We start from the raw sequence: 15,682 nt of genomic DNA on the forward strand, positions 1-15,682 counted from the left end.
TGGTCTATGCGGGTAGACAGTCAGCGGTAAATTTTAGGTGACCATGACATTTTGTTCGGTGACGGCATGGCAACGGCCCGGTCCCCGCAGGGGAACCGGGCCGCATGTTCGAATCGTGATGCGCCAAAGTGCCCCGCCGGGTACCGGTTTGGCGGGTGCGGGTTCGGCGGGTGCCGAGCGGGCGGGCGGCTACAGCGCGGCGGCCCCCGGCTCGACCATCGCCTTCGCGGTGCGCCCGTCCGCGAAGATCCCGAGCGCGGTCATCTCCCACTCGCCGGAATTCTGCTTGATCATCTTGGCCATCAACACCCCGCGCCGCGCCTCGCCGTTGGTGAGGTCGAACCGCACCATCTCCTCGCCGGTGGAACCGTCGAACAGCCGGCAGTACGCCTTCGCGACCTTGTTGAACTTCTGGCCGCTGTAGGAGTTGACGGTGAAGACCATGCCCGTGGCGTTCGGCGGGAGGGTGCCGAGGTCGATGGAGATGACCTCGTCGTCACCGGAGCCGGCACCCGTCAGGTTGTCCCCGGAGTGCTGGATCGCGCCGTTGAGGACGGTCAGCTTGCCGAAGTAGCAGGTGGCGAGGTGCTCGCGCTGCGGGCCGTAGACGATGACCGAGGCATCCAGGTCGATCGCCCGGCCGCCGAACGCCGGCTCCCAGCCCAGGCCCATCCGCACCAGCGACAGCACCGGACGGCCCGCCTTCACCAGCGAGACCGACTGGTTCTTCTGCAGGTTCACCCGGCCCTTGTCGAGGCTGATCCGGCCCGCGCCGGGCGCGGCCGCCGGCGGAGCCGCGGCGGGCGGCGGCGGGAACTGCGCGGCCGGCGCGCCGGCGGGCGGCGGCGGCAGGTGGGACGCGGGCGGGCCGGACGGCGGCGGCGAGGAGGGCGCGACCGGGGGAGCGGGCGGCGCGGCGGGGGCGGGCGGCGCCACCGGCTGCGCGGCCGGCGCCGCGGGCTCCTCGACGCTCACGCCGAAGTCGGTGGCGATACCCGCCAGGCCGTTGGAGTACCCCTGGCCGACCGCGCGCACCTTCCACGCGCCGGCCCGCCGGTAGACCTCCACGATCACCAGCGCCGTCTCCGGGCCGAGCCCGGTCGGCTCGAAGGTCGCGACCACCGAGCCGTCGTCGACCCCGCGGACCGTCGCGGTCGGGGTGGTGCCGGCGAAGACACCGCCGCCGTCGATGCTGGCGGTCACCACGATCTTCTCGATCTCGGCGGGGACCGCCGTGGTGTCCACCTCGATCGAGTCCGGCGCGGAGCGGCCACCCGAGTGGTGGGTCACCCCGGGCCCCTGCGGCTGGTTGTAGAAGACGAAGTCGTCGTCCGAGCGCACCTTGCCGTCAGCGGTCAGGAGCAGACCCGAGACGTCGAGCCGCACGGGTGCGGAGACGTCCACCGCCACTCGCGGAACGGAGAGCGGCACATTCGAGCCAGGCGTCATTGCGGTCATGCCTTAGGTAACGACAGATCCCTCTTTACGGTTCCATTAGCGACGGAGGCCGGCGGAGATCGGGGGAGGTCGCCGACGGTGCAGGTCGCGGGCCCGGCGCGGTGTCCGCGGCCGCCGCCCCGATCCGCCGGCCGCGGGCCCGCTCGTGCTCCGCCCACAGCCGCCCGTACCGGCCGCCGCGGGCCGGACCGGGTCGGTACGTGTCAGTACGGCCAGATCGGCGGGTCCGTGCAGAACGCGCCGCCGAGGTTCGCGTGCGCGGGATTGTCCGGGTCGAGTTCGCCCTGCTCGGCGACGAGCCGCGCGGCGAACACCTCGGAGTCGTCCTGCGGCGCGTACCCCAGTGCCCGCGCCGGCCCGAGGTCCCACCACAGGCGGGTGTTCGCGGAGCTGCCGTAGACCACGGTGTGGCCGGAGCTGCCCGCGCCGAGTGCCGCATGGAAGAGGCGGGCGCCGTCCGCGGGGCTCATCCAGACCGACAGCATCCGCACGTTGGCGGGTTCGGGGAAGCACGAGCCGATCCGGACCGAGACCGTGTCGATGCCGTGCAGGTCGGCGTAGAGCTGGGCGAGGTCCTCCCCGAAGCACTTGGACAGGCCGTAGTAGGTGTCGGGTCGGCGCGGGGTGTCGACCGGGATGAGCGGGTCGTCGCCCTGCGGGCGGGGGGTGAAGCCGACCGCGTGGTTGCTGGAGGCGAAGACGACCCGGGGCGCCGGGCCGCCGGTACGGACCCCCTCCTCGCGCACCGCCTCGTACAGGTTGTAGGTGCCCTGGATGTTCGCCGCGAGGATCTTGTCGAAGGTGGACTCCAGGGAGATGCCCGCCAGGTGCAGGACGGCGTCGACGCCGTGCACCGCCTCGCGCAACGCGTCGCGGTCGGCGAGGTCGGCGGTGATCACCGCGGCGGCGGCCGGCTCGCCCGCCGGCTGTTCGATCGGCTGCAGGTCGAGGAGCCGCAGGTCGTAGCCGTAGGACGGCAGCAGGCCGCGCATCAGCGTGCCCAGGCCGCCGGCGGCACCGGTGAGCAGAACGGTACGAGGAGCGGGCATGGTGGTCCTCCTGGTTCGACGACGGAGCCCCGAAGTCCGACCCGTCGGCGGGACGGGCGTGACGGACGTGACGAGGCGAGTGTATCCATGAATGGCATTCAGATATATAGACAGATGGTGGTGGTAAACACGTCATTACCGGGCGGCTCGGCCGCTTGACCCGTACCGGGCACCTCGCTTAGCGTGGCAGCGTTCACGAATATAGACATGAATCATAAGAGCGCACATCGCGCCAACCGGCTCCGAGGGGGACCCCCGATGACCTCGCCCGCACTCGCCGAGCGACTTGACGGTCTGCTGTTCTTTCCCGTGACGGCTTTCGACGCGGACGGCTCGGTCGACCTCGGCGCCTTCCGCGCCCATGTGCGGCAGGGCGTGGAGGCGGGGGCGGCGGCCGCCTTCGTGTGCTGCGGCACGGGCGAGTTCCACGCGCTGAGCCCCGAGGAGTTCGGCGCCTGCGTGGCCGCGGCCGTCGAGGAGACGGCCGGCCGGGTGCCGGTGGTGGCCGGTGCGGGGTACGGCACCGCGCTCGCGCTGCAGTACGCCGCGATCGCGGAGCGGTCCGGTGCCGACGGCCTGCTCGCCATGCCCCCCTACCTGGTGGTGGCCGATCAGGACGGTCTGCTGCGGCACTACACCGCGCTCGCCGAGGGTACCGGCCTGGACGTCATCGTGTACCAGCGTGACAACGCTGTCTTCACCCCCGAGACCGTGGTCGCGCTGGCCCGGGTGCCCAACATCATCGGGCTCAAGGACGGCGTCGGCGACCTCGACCTCATGCAGCGGATCATCAGCACGGTCCGCACCGAACTGCCCGGCCAGGACTTCCTCTACTTCAACGGCCTGCCGACCGCCGAACTGACCGGCCTGGCCTACCGCGGCATCGGCGTGTCCCTCTACTCCTCGGCGGTGTACGCGTTCTCGCCGGAGATCGCGCTCGCCTTCCACCGCGCGCTGACCGCCGGGGACGACGCCACCGTCAACAAGCTGCTCGACGGCTTCTACCGGCCGCTGGTCAACCTCCGCAACCAGGGCCGCGGTTACGCGGTCTCGCTGGTCAAGGCCGGGGTGCGGCTGCGCGGCCTCGACGTCGGCGAGGTGCGCCCGCCGCTGTCCGAGCCCGCCCCCGCGCACGTCAAGGAGCTGGCCGAACTCATCGAGCGCGGCCTGGCCCTGGTCGGCGACCACTGACATGGCCGCTGCCGACCTCCCCGCCGCCGGCCTGCCCGCCGAGGCGGCCACCGCCATGAAGACCTCCGCCTTCCTCTACCCGTGGGACGTCGTCGGCGACCCGGCCGCCGCCGAGCGCGTCGCGTCGCTCGGCGTCCGGCAGGTCACCCTCGCCGCCGCCTATCACTCCACCCGCGCCCTGACGCCGCGCCATCCCCGGCACCGCGTGGTCACCGCCGAGCACGCCGCCGTGCTCTACCCGCCCGACGCGGCACGCTGGCGCGCGCACGCCTTGCGCCCGTACCCTGCCGGCGCCTGGGCGGACGGCGAGCAGGACGCCTACGGTACGGCCGCGGCCGCGCTGGCGGCCGCCGGCCTGGAGGTGCACAGCTGGGTGGTGCTCGCCCACAACTCCCGGATGGGCGCGGAGCATCCGGGGACCAGCGTGGTCAACGCCTACGGGGACCGCTACCCGTGGGCGCCGTGCATCGCCCAACCCGCCGTCCGCGCCCACCTGGTGGAGCTGGCCGCCGAGGCCGCGCCCCGCCCCGGCGCCGCCGGCACCGAGCTGGAGTCCCTGGGCTGGTACGGCCTGGCCCACCTGCACGGCCACGACAAGATCGGCGGTGTGCCGCTCGGCGACGCGGCGCAGTACCTGATGTCGCTGTGCTTCTGCCCGCACTGCCGCGAGGGCTACGCCGGGCTCGGCGCCGACCCGGACGCGCTCGCCGCCGCGGTCCGCGCCGCGCTGGCGCCGGTCTGGTCCGGGGAGAGCGGCGCCGGGGCGGCCGCGGGCGCCGAGGGCATCGAGCGGCTGCTCGGTGCCGAGTTCACCGCCCTGACCCTGAACTGGCGTACGCGCATGGCCGGTTCGCTCCAGGCGGACGCGATCGCGGCGGTCCGTGCGGCGGCCGGGCCGGGCTTCCAGGTGCTGATGCACGCCGACCCGGTGCCGTACCGCTGCGGAGCCAACGCCGGGGTCGACCCCGCCCATGTCCTCGGCCACGCCGACGGCCTGGTGCTGCCCTGCACCGGCGGAGCGGCCGCGCGCGAGGCGGTCCTGGGGCCGCTCGCCGCGCACCGCCGCGAGGGCAGCGTCATCGCGGCGAACCTCACGGTGGTGACCGGCATGGGCGGCAGTCCCGGCACGCTCGCCGCCGACGCGGCCCATGCCGCGGCACTGGGCGCGACCGAACTCCGGCTCTATCATGCGGGTCTGGCGAGCGACGCGGACCTCGCGGCGGTACGGGCGGCCCTGCGGCCGGCCGCGTAGCCGCGCACCCGGCGCCACCGGGGCGCGTCCTCCGGGCGCGCCTCCGAGGGCCTTCCCGGGGGCGTTCCCGGGGCGCGGCGATCATGGGGGTACCGCCGCGCCCCGGAAGCCCCGACCGCCCTGAGGCGGGAGGTTCCGTGCGTACCCAAGTCGCCACCGAGGCGCGAGGGGTTGCCGTGGCGGCCCAGATATTTCCGGCCGATGTCGGGACGGCGACATCGCGGCACCCCGACCGGCCCGTGAAGGGCACCCGCCGTTCAGAAACCGCCGGTGGAGGACGCCGGGCCGCTGGAGCCGTCGGCGCTGACGGAGTAGCGGTCGGCCGCGCTGGACCGGTCGCCCTCCGCGTGGTTGAACTGACCGGCGAACGTGTACGTGCCGGGCGGCAGGGTGTGCCCGGCGTCGAGCGTCCAGCGGTAGACCAGGTCGGTGCCGTCCACCGAGACCGCGGTGCTGACCCCGGACGCCGAGGTGTAGGAGCTGTTCTGGCTGACCGAGCCCGCCGAGCCGGAGACCCGCACCTCCACGGTGAGCGAGGTCAGCGCGACGGTGCTGGTGAGGTCGACGTCGTCCTCGGTCCAGTACGGGTTGCTGTTCGGGTCGACGCTGCCCACGGACGTCACCCCGCTGCTGCCGGCGGGGGACGGCGGCCGCGTGGTGCCGCCGGAGGGCGGGGGAGCGGCCGGCGTGCCACCGGCCGAGGGGGTCGCGGCGGAGCCCGCGGGGTGCCCGGCGGTGGCCCGGGCCCCCGGCGCGGAGTGGCCGGATCGCGTGGTGCCCTCCCGCTCGGCCGGGTGCGAGCGGGTCGCGGTGCCCGAAGTGGCCGCGCCCTGGGGGCCCGGCTGCGCGGAGGTCGCGTCGCGGGGGCTCACCACGTTCTGCCCCGGAGCGGCGTCGCCGCCGACCGCGCCCACCGCGAGACCGCCGATGCCGATCGCGCCCGCCACCGCTGCCGCGACCGCGGTCACCCGCATCCAGGGAGCGGGCGGGCGCTCCCGCGTCGCCGCTCCCGAGCCCGTCGGCCCGCCGCTCTCGGCGATCGCGCGCTCCACCCGGGCCAGCATCCGCTCGCGGTCCGGCCGGTACGCGTCCGCTGCCTCGCGCAGTTGCTGCGGCAGTTGCGGCAGTTGGCCCATCACATTCCCCGTCCCGTGCGCGTACGCGGGCGCGTGGTGGAATCCGTCGACTCCAGTATCCGCGCCGCGCCGCTTCGTTCCGCGTCGGCCTCCGCCGCGGGAGCGCTCCCGCTTGCCGCCGCACTTTCCCCGCTCCGCGCGTGCCGTTTCCCGGCGCCGCCCGCGTCCTGCCCGCCGAGAGCCTGCAACCCGCCCGCAGCGGGCGGGGTTTGCTCGGCGAGCAGGGTGGTGCCCGCGGCGCCGTCCTCGGCCGGGCCCAACGTGCCGCCCGCCGACGGCGGTTGCTCGGCGAGCATGCTGCCGAGTGCCGCGGTGGCCGGTCCCAGGGCGGGTTCCGGGTCGTGCCCGGCGCGCGCGGCGGTGAGCGGGTCGCCGACCGCGGACGCCACGGCGGGGACCGCCGCCGACCCCGGTGGCGCCCCCGGCGTGGGGACCGAACTGGTAGCGCCTGCAATTGAGTTCAGCGCCGGGCCGGACCGGGCGACCGCCGTCACCGGAGGGGCCGGGACGGCGGAGGCACCGGTGGACGCCGCGGCCGGGTGGGCCAGCAGCCGCTCCAGTTCCGCCACCCCGCGGGAGGTCTGGCTCTTCACGGTGCCCACCGAGATGCCCAGCGCCTCGGCCGTGTCCTTCTCCGACAGGTCGAACGCGTGGCGCAGCACCACGCACGCCCGCTTGCGGAAGGGCAGCCGCTGGAGTGCCTCCCGCAGGTCCAGCACCGCCGGCACATCCGGCTGCTCCACCGCGCGTTCGGTCCGCTGCGACCAGAACAGCGCGATCCGGCGGCGCTCGCGGACGGCGCTGCGGATGCGGGAGCGGGCCAGGTTCGCGACCACCCCACGCGCGTACGCGGCCGGGTGATCGGCCACCCGTACCCGATCCCAGTGCCGCCACAGCGCCACCAGCGCGTCCGCCGCGAGGTCGTCGGCCGCGTCCGCCTCGCCGGTCAGCAGATGGGCGAGGCGGGCGAGTTCGGCGTAGTGCTGCTCGAAGAACTCGTGGAAGGCCGCCGCTTCGTCGTCAGCGGTGGACCCGGCACCGTTCCCGACGGACATGCCCACGGTCACCTCTTCCTGCCCGGACCTCCCCGCCACGGCGCGGCGTGAGCGTAGCAGCGCGGTCGGACCGTGGGCAGAGGTCAGGAACCGGCAATTCCCGGGTGCGCGGAGCGCTCCACGCGGGTGATGATCTCCAGGTCGAACTCGCCCTGCGCGGTCTCCGGACGGGAGCGCAGGTACGCGCGGATGTCCGCGATCAACCCCTCCCGCTCGGCCGGATCGAGGGTCAGCGTGTGCGAGTGGGTGGCGATCGTGTCGATCAGCGAGTCGGCGGTGCGCCGCTGCCGGTGCGGGAAGAACGCGTGCTCGACCGGGGTGAGTTCGGGGTGCGGCTGGATGCCCCGCCCCGGGCTCCAGTCGATGAACGAGTTGCGGCTCTGCGCCACCTTGCCGAGGCCGGCGATCCACTCCAGCCGGTCGTCGTCGGTGTTCCACAGCGCGCCGAGCACGCCGCCGGGTCGCAGCACCCGCACGATCTCGGGCAGCGCCCGGCTCTGGTCGAACCAGTGCAGCGCCTGCCCGACGACCACCGCGTCGACAGACGCGTCCGGCAACGGGATCTCCTCCGCCCCTGCCTGATGGGTCGTCACCGACGGTATGTGCGACCGCAGTTCGGCGAGCATCAGCGGGTCCGGCTCCACCGAGGTCACCCGGTGTCCCATCCCGGCCACCACCGCGCTCAGCTTGCCGGTGCCCGCTCCCAGGTCCAGCACGTCCAGGGTGCCGTCGGGCGCGCCGAGCCCGGCGTCCCGCGCGGGCTCCAGCGCCCAGCGCACCGCGTTGACCGGGTAGTCGGGCCGGTGCTCGGCGTACGCCGCCGCCGCGGGTCCGAAGGACGACGCGCGCGCCTTGATCAGCTGGGGGTCGTAGGGGCCGTCACGGTGGGTACGGGCGCTGCCCGTGGTCTCGGTAGCCATGCTCCGAATCTACGGTGCGCGCCTGCCGTCCGGGGGAGCGTTCGCCCCCGGGTCGGGTGGATCACAGCCGGCGGGTGGCCAGCAGCAGGCGGTCCCGGGCGTCGAAGAGCGTGTCCTTGATCATCTGCTCGTGCCCCGGAGTGAGCCGGGCCACCGGTACCGAGCAGCTGACCGCGTCGCGGGCCGGGGTCCGGTAGGGGATCGCGATGCCGAAGCAGCGCAGCCCGAGGGTGTTCTCCTCGCGGTCCACGGCGTAGCCCTGCTCGCGGATGAGGGCGAGCTCCTCGATCAGCTTCTCGCGGTCGGTGTGGGTGTGCTCGGTGAGCGGCTCCAGCGTCTCCGGGAGGAGCTTGCGGACCTGCTCGTCCGTGTATGTGGCCAGCAGCGCCTTGCCGAGGGAGGTGGAGTGCGCCGGCAGCCGGCGGCCGACCCGGGTGAAGGGGCGCAGGTAGTGCTGCGACTGGCGGGTGGCGAGGTAGACCACGTTGGTGCCGTCCAGCCGGGCCATGTGGATGGTCTCGCTGGTCTCGTCGGACAGCCGGTCGAGGGTGGGCCGGGCGGCGGCCACCACCTCGTCGCCGTCGATGTACGAGGTGCCGACCAGCAGCGCGCGCACCCCGATGCCGTACCGCGTGCCGGTCGCGTCGGTCTCGATCCAGCCCAGCTCGACCAGGGTGCGCAGCAGCATGTAGAGGCTCGACTTGGGGTAGCCGACCGACTCCTGGACGGCGGCCAGGCTGTGCATGCCGGGGCGGCCCGCGAAGAACTCCAGCAGTTCCACCGTGCGGACCGCGGACTTGACCTGGGAACCGGCTCCCTCGGCAGCAGCCATCGCGTCTGACCCCTCTTGTTCGGCCCGGCCGCATGGACGTAGGCTCCGGACGTAGATTCACATGTGAAGACGTTGTTCAGTATAGAGAACGAGCGATGACGGCGGCGTGCAGTTGACCGAGAATGTGGAGGTTATTCCGGTGGGAGTACCAGTCTGGAGCGTCGACCCCCGAACCGGGAAGCAGCGCGAGCAGGTCGCCGTCGAGGCCACGGCGGAGGAGGTCGATGCCGCCGTCCGCGCCGCCGCCACCGCGCTCCCCGCCCTCGCCGACCGTAGCGTACGGGCCCGGTTGCTCCGCACGGCCGCCGGGCTGCTGGAGCGGGACGCCGAGGCGGTGGTGGCGTCCGCCGACGCCGAGACCGCGCTGGGCGTCCCCCGGCTCACCGGCGAACTGGCGCGCACCGCCTTCCAGTTGCGCACCTTCGCCGACGTGGTGGACGAGGGCGCGTTCCTGGACGTGATCATCGACCACCCCGACCCCGACGCGAAGCCCATCCCGCGACCCGACCTGCGCCGCTACAAGATCCCGCTCGGCGTCGTCGCGGTCTACGCGGCCAGCAACTTCCCGCTCGCCTTCTCCGTGCCGGGCGGCGACACCGCCAGCGTGCTCGCGGCCGGCTGCCCGGTCGTCGTCAAGGCCCATCCGGATCACCCGGCCACCTCCGTGCTGACCGCGGGCCTGCTGCGCGAGGCGGCGGTCGCGGTCGGCCTGCCCGCGGACACCGTCACGCTGCTGCACGGCTTCCAGGCCGGCATCGAGCTGATCTCGCACCCGCTGGTGGCCGCGGCCGGCTTCACCGGCTCGATCCCCGGCGGGCGGGCGCTCTTCGACGCGGCCGCGGCCCGGCCCCGGCCGATCCCGTTCCACGGCGAGCTGGGCAGCCTCAACCCGGTCGTCGTCACGCCGGCCGCCGCCGCCGAGCGGGCCGAGCAGATCGGCACCGGCCTGGCCGGGTCCTTCACCCTCGGCAACGGCCAGTTCTGCACCAAGCCCGGCCTCGTCCTGGCCCCCGCCGGCGACGCCGGCGACCGCCTGGTCGGCGCGCTCACCGGCGCCGCCCGGGACGCCTCGGCCGGTGTCCTGCTCGACGGCCGCATGCGGGAGAACTTCCTGCGGGGCGCCGCCGCGCGTGCCGCGCTGCCCGCCGTCACCGTCCCGGTCGCCGCCGGTGACGGGGACGACCCGCTCGCCGTCCGCCCCGGTTACGTGGTGGTCGACGCCTCCGAACTGGCCGCGCCCGGCGCGTACGACCTCCTCCTGGAGGAGTGCTTCGGGCCGCTCACCGTCGTGGTCCGCTACGGCGACCCGGAGCAGCTCGGCGCCGTCCTCGACCGGCTGCCGGGCAACCTCACGGCGACCGCGCACCTCGGCGCGGAGGAGGCGGCCACGCCCGACGGGTCCGCCGCCGCGCTCCTCACCCGGCTCGGCGCGCTCGCCGGGCGGGTCCTGGTCAACGGCTGGCCCACCGGCGTCGCCGTCACCGCCGCGCAGCACCACGGCGGGCCGTACCCGGCCACCACCTCCACGTCGACGTCGGTGGGGGCCACCGCGATCGAGCGCTGGCTGCGGCCGGTCGCCTACCAGGACACCCCGCAGGCCCTCCTCCCGGCCGAGCTGCGCGACGGCAACCCCGCGGGGGTGCCCCAGCGGGTTCAGGGTCACCCGTGAGGCGGGCACCCCGGGGTGCCTCGTCCTGCTGACACGGGGACCTCGCGGTCCGGCGGTGGTTGTTCGCGCGGTTCTCCCCCAGCCTGGCGGCTGGGAGGCGCCCCCACACGCCCCCTTGGTGGTGACCCTCCTTTCGCGGAGGAGCCCCACCGCCCCCAGGGGCGCGGGGAACTGCGCGACAAGCCCACCACCGACAGGTGGTCCCTCAACCGGCAGGACGCGGCAGCCCGGGGGACCTCAGCGCGGAAGGCCCGCACCTGCCCAGGGGCGCGGGGAACTGCGCGACAAGCCACAGTCGACCGTAAGGTCCCTCAACCGGCAGGACGGGGCAGCCCGGGGGACCTCAGCGCGGAAGGCCCGCACATACCCAGGGGCGCGGGGAACTGCGCGACAAGCCACAGTCGACCGCAAGGTCCCTCAACCGGCAGGACGCGGCAGCCCGGGGGGACGGGTCACCGCGGAGTCGTCTTCTCCAGGGTCCCGAGGAGGACGGGCACGTGACTGTGGGCGGGCTCTTTGACCGCCGTAAGAAGGGTCACCCTCTTCTTCGCGGCGAGCCCCGCCAATCGCGCGAGCTCGTCGCGGAGTTCGGGTGAGGCCAGCTCCGCGTGATAGCGGCGGGTGAACTCGTCGTAGCGCTCGGGGTTGGCGTGCAGCCACTTCCGCAACTCGCCGGAAGGGGTGACCTCTTTGGGCCACTCGTCGACGGCTGCGGCCTCCTTGGACACGCCGCGCGGCCAGAGCCGGTCGACCAGGACGCGTACCCCGTCCCCGGCCTCGGGCGGATCGTAGACCCGGCGTACCCGGAACCCGCTGGTGGACGCCATGATGAACCTCCTCTGAGCCGCGTTGCTCATTCGCCGCCCCCTCCCAGCTTGCGGCCTTCCGGCCCGGGCTGCGCGGTCTGCCGGACGCGCAGCCCCGCCGCGGTGGCCGCCGCCGTCGCGGCGAGCAGCACCGCCGAGACCACCAGCCCCTCCCGCATCCCGCTCAGGAAGCGCGTGCGGTCGCCGACCAGCGACCCGAAGACCGCCACCGCCAGCCCGCCCGCGACCTGCCGGCCGGCGTTGAGGACACCGGCCGCCATCCCGGCCCGCTCCGCGGGCACCGCCCCCATCGCGGCGGCCGTCAGCGCGGGCACCGCGAGCGCCGCGCCGAGCCCGAGCGGGGCCATCGCCAGCGCGAGCACCGGCGGGGGCGTGCCCGTGCCGACCGGAAGCAGCACGAGCAGCCCGGCCGCGGCCACGACCTGGCCGACGATCATCGGCACCCGGGGCCCGTAACGGTTGGTGGCCTTGCCCGACACCACGTTCACCGTCGAGATCAGCACGGTCATCGGCAGGAACATCAGCCCGGCGGTCATCGCGGACTGGCCGCGGACCTCCTGGAAGAACAGGCTCAGGACGAAGATCACCCCGTAGAAGGCGAAGCTGAGCGCCGCGCCGGTGGCGAGGGACACCGACACCGTCGCGTTCCGGAACAGCCCGAGCGGCACCACCGGGTGCGGATGCCGGGACTCCACCGCGAGGAAGACGGCCAGCGCGACCGCGGCGACCGCGGCGGCGGTCGCGCCCACCCGGCCGCCCTCGATCACCGCGTAGGTCGTCGCGGCCAGCGCCACCACCGCGGCCGCCTGGCCGGGCAGGTCCAGCGGGGCCGGCCGGCGGGGCGAGCGGGCCACCCGGGAGGCGAGCAGCAGCGCGGCCACACCCACCGGCAGGTTGACGAAGAAGATGGCCCGCCAGCTCCACGCCGTGGTCAGCGCGCCGCCCAGCACCGGGCCCAGCGCCACCGCCGTCGAGCCGCCCGCCGCCCACACGGAGATGGCCCGCGCCCGCTTCCTCGCGTCGGGGAACGCCTGCCGTACCAGCGCCAGTGAGGAGGGCAGCACCACCGCCGCGGCCGTGCCCTGGACGACCCGCGCGGCCACCAGCGCGACCAGGTCCGGCGCCAGGCCGCAGGCGACCGACGCGGCGGTGAAGACCGCGGTGCCCGCGGCGAACGCCCGGCTCGCCCCGACCCGGTCGGCCAGCGCGCCGGTGGACAGCATCAAGGCGGCGAACGCGAGCGTGTAGCCGTCCACCACCCACTGCAACCCGGCCAGCCCGCCGTGCAGTTCGCGACCCATCGCGGGCAGGGCGACGTTCACCACGGACGCGTCGAGGGTGACGAGGAAGAAGCCGATCAGGGCGGCGGTCAGGGTCGGGCCGGGGGAGACGCCGCTCTCGCCCGGTGCCGGCGGCAGCGCCCTCCGGCTCCTCAACTTCCGTGGGAGCGGCGGCAGTGGCGAGTCGTCTGTGAGGGGTTCCGGTGACATGCCGCCAGCCTGAGGCCGGCCGCCCGCGTACAGTAGTGGCCAGAATGCCACGCTCCCGGAGGTTCTGGCCATGCAGCCTGCCGTGCCCGCCGCGCCCACCGTGTCCGCGCAGCCGGCGACACCCGCGATGCCCCCGATCCCCGCCGTATCCGCCGCGTCCGTCGGGCCGTTCACCTGCCCGCGCCCGCACCGCGTGGCCGTGATCGCCTCCCGTCCCGTCTCGCTGTTCAACCTCGCGGTGCCCGAACTGCTGCTGCTCAAGGTCGAGGTGGACGGCAGGCCCGGATACGAGGTGGAGTTGTGCACCCCCGACCCCGGACCGGTCACGACCAGCGGCAGCGCGGACGTCGTGATCCGCAGCGGACTCGACGCGGTCGACCGGGCCGACACCGTGATCGTGGCCGGGACCGGCGCCGCCGAGGACCCCGACCCGCGGGTGCTGGAGGCGCTGCGGTCCGCCGCGCGGGCCGGGAAGAGGGTCGCGTCCGTGTGCACCGGGGCGTTCCTGCTCGCCGCGGCCGGGCTGCTCGACGGCCGCCACGCGACCACGTACTGGGCGTACACCGGGCAGTTCGCGGAGAAGTACCCCGACGTGCTGGTCCAGCCCGACGTGCTCTACGTGCAGGACGGCCGCATCCTCACCTCCTCCGGCTACGCGGCCGGCATCGACCTGTGCCTGCACCTGGTGCGGACCGACTACGGCGCCGCGGTCGCCAACGCCGTCGCCCGCCTCGCCCTGGTCGCGCCCGTACGCCCCGGCGGCCAGGCGCAGTTCACCGACACCCCGCTGCCCGCCGAGACCGGTACCTCCCTCGCCGAGACCCGCGCGTGGGCGATGACCCGGCTCGACCAGCCGCTCACCCTCACCGACCTCGCCCGCCACGCGTCGGTCAGCGTGCGCACCCTCAGCCGCCGTTTCCACGCCGAGACCGGGCTCACCCCGCTGCAGTGGCTCCTGCACCAGCGGCTGGAGCGGGCCCGCGAACTCCTGGAGACCACCACACTCCCCGTCGACCAGGTCGCCCGCGCCAGCGGCCTCGGCACCGCCGACTCCCTCCGCCAGCACCTGCTCCGCCGGGTCGGCCTTACCCCCTCCGACTACCGCGCCACCTTCACCCGCCTCCCCGCGGCCTGAACCCGCGCGCCGCCGTACGTACGGCCCCGAGCGCAAGGCGGTAAGCGGGGCCCGGAAGCGGGAGGAACAGGCGGGAACCGGAACGGCGTCCGGACGCGTCACCGTTCCGGTGGCGCCCCGACCCCCGGCCCCCGGGGACGGGCGTGTGCGGGTGTGGGGAGAGAGAGCCCGTGGGACGCTGATGTGGTCTTCACCGGTTCTCCGCATATGCTCTCGGAAGGGCTGTAGACATGCGACGGAACGCCGCCGCCCGGCACGGGGCGTCCGATACGGCCGAGAGCAGGTCGCACGGAACCACCTTGGGGGGAGACCGCATGTCCCGCGCCCGTCACGACGCCACGCGCCGCGCACGCGGCCGGACCTTTCGCCGCTCGGTCCTCGCTCCCGCCGCAGGCGTGGTCGCCGCGGCGACCGTCGCCGGCCTGCTGGTCTCCCACGCGCGCGGTGGGGCGCACCAGGACGGCAACGACGCGTCCCGGCAGACCCAGGTGGCGGCCACCGCGAGTGACGGTCAGGGCGGGACGGCCGGCGCCCGCAGCCGGGTCGGCGCCTGGGGGAGCGCGCTGAGCACGGGCGGCCCGTCGTTCCGCCGCCAGACGATACGGATGGTGGTGCACACCAGCGTCGGCGGCTCGGGTATACGGATCCGGGTCTCCGACCTGCGCGGCGAACGCGCCCTCGCGGTGGGCGAGGCGGACGTCGCCGAGCAGTACGACGGCGGCCGCGCGGTCGCCGGCACGCACCACCGGGTGACGTTCTCCGGCTCCCGCTCCACCATGGTCGCCGCGGGCACCGAGCGGTACAGCGACGTGATCCCGATGCGGGTCGCCGCCGACCAGAACCTGCTGGTCAGCCTCTATCTCCCCGGTCCGACCGGTTCGTCCGCCTTCCACCGCGAGGCGTACGACACCACGTACGTCTCCTCGGACGGTGTCGACCACGTCGCCGACGACTCCGCCGCCGGGTACACCGGCACCACCACGTCCTGGTACTACCTGTCCGGTCTCGACGTCTCCTCGCCGACCGCCCACGGCACAGTGGTGGCCTTCGGCGACTCGATCACCGACGGCTACCACTCGACCGCGGGCGCGAACCGGCGCTGGCCCGACCAGCTCGCCCGGCGGCTGGCCTCCGCGCCCGGCGGCCAGCGACTCGGCGTGGTCGACGCCGGGATCGCCGGGAACCGGCTGCTCAGCGCCGCCCCGGAGGTCTACCGCGGGCCGAGCGGGGTGAGCCGGTTCACGCACGACGCGCTCGACGTGTCCGGGGTCAAGGACGTCGTGGTGCTCGAAGGCGTCAACGACCTGAGCAACGACGTGAACGCGGCGGGCGGTCCGCTGACCGCGCAGAACCTGATCGACGGCTACCGCGCCCTCATCGCCCGCGCGCACGCGGCAGGGGTGCGGGTCATCGGCGGAACGATTCTTCCGTACAGCCGGCTCAGCCCGGCGATGAACGCGATCCGCACCGAGGTCAACCAGTGGATCAGGAGCAGCGGCGCGTTCGACGCGGTGGCCGACTTCGACCGGGCCGTACGGGACCCCTCGAACCCGTCCGCGCTCGCTCCCGCCTACGACTCCGGGGATCATCTCCACCCCAACGACGCGGGGATGCTGGCGCTGGCCAACGCGATCAACCTCAACGCCCTCGTCTCCTAACGTCCCCGCC

Annotated in this window: 12 protein-coding genes and 1 pseudogene; 5 read left to right on the plus strand and 8 right to left on the minus strand. The window is 74.4% G+C overall.

Going from position 1 to position 15,682, the window contains the following annotated elements; all coding sequences use genetic code 11:
• Window positions 1-189: 189 nt before the first annotated feature.
• Together C4U44_RS03545 and C4U44_RS03550 are read right to left on the minus strand one after the other, a co-directional pair.
• Window positions 190-1,449, minus strand: a complete 1,260-nt coding sequence (locus C4U44_RS03545) for a TerD family protein (protein WP_103884053.1) — start codon at window positions 1,447-1,449, stop codon at window positions 190-192.
• Window positions 1,450-1,661: 212 nt separating this feature from the next.
• Window positions 1,662-2,507 (minus strand): NAD-dependent epimerase/dehydratase family protein, encoded by an 846-nt coding sequence (locus C4U44_RS03550; RefSeq protein WP_103884054.1) that lies wholly within the window; start codon window positions 2,505-2,507, stop codon window positions 1,662-1,664.
• A 258-nt stretch (window positions 2,508-2,765) separates the two neighbouring features.
• Between C4U44_RS03550 and C4U44_RS03555 the strand changes: the two genes are divergently transcribed.
• Window positions 2,766-3,698: a 5-dehydro-4-deoxyglucarate dehydratase gene (locus C4U44_RS03555; RefSeq protein WP_103884055.1), complete on the plus strand. Its 933-nt coding sequence runs from the start codon at window positions 2,766-2,768 to the stop codon at window positions 3,696-3,698.
• Window positions 3,699-3,753: 55 nt separating this feature from the next.
• Window positions 3,754-4,950 carry a hypothetical protein gene (locus tag C4U44_RS03560; RefSeq protein WP_103884197.1) on the plus strand — a complete coding sequence of 399 codons (1,197 nt, stop codon included), beginning with the start codon at window positions 3,754-3,756 and terminating at the stop codon, window positions 4,948-4,950.
• Between the two features lie 257 nt (window positions 4,951-5,207).
• On the opposite strand, the gene C4U44_RS41420 is transcribed toward C4U44_RS03560, so the two are convergent.
• The 4 genes and pseudogenes from C4U44_RS41420 to C4U44_RS03580 form a co-directional block, all read right to left on the minus strand.
• On the minus strand, window positions 5,208-6,086 hold the full coding sequence (locus C4U44_RS41420) for a hypothetical protein (protein ID WP_103884056.1): 879 nt from the start codon (window positions 6,084-6,086) through the stop codon (window positions 5,208-5,210).
• A gap of 464 nt (window positions 6,087-6,550) precedes the next feature.
• A pseudogene (locus C4U44_RS03570) lies at window positions 6,551-7,141 on the minus strand (SigE family RNA polymerase sigma factor); the annotation flags it as partial.
• Window positions 7,142-7,224: 83 nt separating this feature from the next.
• Window positions 7,225-8,061: a class I SAM-dependent methyltransferase gene (locus C4U44_RS03575; protein ID WP_103884057.1), complete on the minus strand. Its 837-nt coding sequence runs from the start codon at window positions 8,059-8,061 to the stop codon at window positions 7,225-7,227.
• Between the two features lie 61 nt (window positions 8,062-8,122).
• Complete coding sequence (locus C4U44_RS03580; RefSeq protein WP_103884058.1) at window positions 8,123-8,893, minus strand: IclR family transcriptional regulator; 771 nt, start codon at window positions 8,891-8,893, stop codon at window positions 8,123-8,125.
• A gap of 139 nt (window positions 8,894-9,032) precedes the next feature.
• Here C4U44_RS03580 and C4U44_RS03585 point away from each other — a divergent pair, with 139 nt between their 5' ends.
• Window positions 9,033-10,562, plus strand: coding sequence for an aldehyde dehydrogenase (NADP(+)) (locus tag C4U44_RS03585; protein WP_103884059.1), 1,530 nt, complete (start codon window positions 9,033-9,035; stop codon window positions 10,560-10,562).
• 452 nt (window positions 10,563-11,014) lie between these two features.
• Here C4U44_RS03585 and C4U44_RS03590 read toward each other — a convergent pair whose 3' ends face one another.
• Both C4U44_RS03590 and C4U44_RS03595 read right to left on the minus strand, forming a co-directional pair.
• Complete coding sequence (locus C4U44_RS03590; protein ID WP_103884198.1) at window positions 11,015-11,389, minus strand: DUF488 domain-containing protein; 375 nt, start codon at window positions 11,387-11,389, stop codon at window positions 11,015-11,017.
• 26 nt (window positions 11,390-11,415) lie between these two features.
• Window positions 11,416-12,879 (minus strand): MFS transporter, encoded by a 1,464-nt coding sequence (locus C4U44_RS03595; RefSeq protein WP_103884060.1) that lies wholly within the window; start codon window positions 12,877-12,879, stop codon window positions 11,416-11,418.
• 127 nt (window positions 12,880-13,006) lie between these two features.
• Here C4U44_RS03595 and C4U44_RS03600 point away from each other — a divergent pair, with 127 nt between their 5' ends.
• Together C4U44_RS03600 and C4U44_RS03605 are read left to right on the plus strand one after the other, a co-directional pair.
• A complete protein-coding gene (locus C4U44_RS03600) occupies window positions 13,007-14,014 on the plus strand; it encodes a GlxA family transcriptional regulator (RefSeq protein WP_103884199.1) in 1,008 nt (335 codons plus the stop codon).
• 314 nt (window positions 14,015-14,328) lie between these two features.
• Window positions 14,329-15,672 carry an SGNH/GDSL hydrolase family protein gene (locus C4U44_RS03605; RefSeq protein WP_160144971.1) on the plus strand — a complete coding sequence of 448 codons (1,344 nt, stop codon included), beginning with the start codon at window positions 14,329-14,331 and terminating at the stop codon, window positions 15,670-15,672.
• The last annotated feature ends 10 nt before the right edge of the window (window positions 15,673-15,682 follow it).

Origin of the sequence: Actinacidiphila yanglinensis (assembly GCF_900107965.1) — a bacterium.
In the GTDB taxonomy this organism is placed as follows: domain Bacteria; phylum Actinomycetota; class Actinomycetes; order Streptomycetales; family Streptomycetaceae; genus Actinacidiphila; species Actinacidiphila yanglinensis.

Excerpts from the sequence above, each read along its gene's own strand:
- C4U44_RS03545 (WP_103884053.1), bottom strand. The coding sequence starts at position 1,449 with ATGACGCCTGGCTCGAATGTGCCGCTCTCCGTTCCGCGAGTGGCGGTG.
- C4U44_RS03550 (WP_103884054.1), bottom strand. The coding sequence starts at position 2,507 with ATGCCCGCTCCTCGTACCGTTCTGCTCACCGGTGCCGCCGGCGGCCTG.
- C4U44_RS03555 (WP_103884055.1), top strand. The coding sequence starts at position 2,766 with ATGACCTCGCCCGCACTCGCCGAGCGACTTGACGGTCTGCTGTTCTTT.
- C4U44_RS03560 (WP_103884197.1), top strand. The coding sequence starts at position 3,754 with ATGAAGACCTCCGCCTTCCTCTACCCGTGGGACGTCGTCGGCGACCCG.
- C4U44_RS41420 (WP_103884056.1), bottom strand. The coding sequence starts at position 6,086 with ATGGGCCAACTGCCGCAACTGCCGCAGCAACTGCGCGAGGCAGCGGAC.
- C4U44_RS03575 (WP_103884057.1), bottom strand. The coding sequence starts at position 8,061 with ATGGCTACCGAGACCACGGGCAGCGCCCGTACCCACCGTGACGGCCCC.
- C4U44_RS03580 (WP_103884058.1), bottom strand. The coding sequence starts at position 8,893 with ATGGCTGCTGCCGAGGGAGCCGGTTCCCAGGTCAAGTCCGCGGTCCGC.
- C4U44_RS03590 (WP_103884198.1), bottom strand. The coding sequence starts at position 11,389 with ATGGCGTCCACCAGCGGGTTCCGGGTACGCCGGGTCTACGATCCGCCC.
- C4U44_RS03595 (WP_103884060.1), bottom strand. The coding sequence starts at position 12,879 with ATGTCACCGGAACCCCTCACAGACGACTCGCCACTGCCGCCGCTCCCA.
- C4U44_RS03600 (WP_103884199.1), top strand. The coding sequence starts at position 13,007 with ATGCCCCCGATCCCCGCCGTATCCGCCGCGTCCGTCGGGCCGTTCACC.
- C4U44_RS03605 (WP_160144971.1), top strand. The coding sequence starts at position 14,329 with ATGTCCCGCGCCCGTCACGACGCCACGCGCCGCGCACGCGGCCGGACC.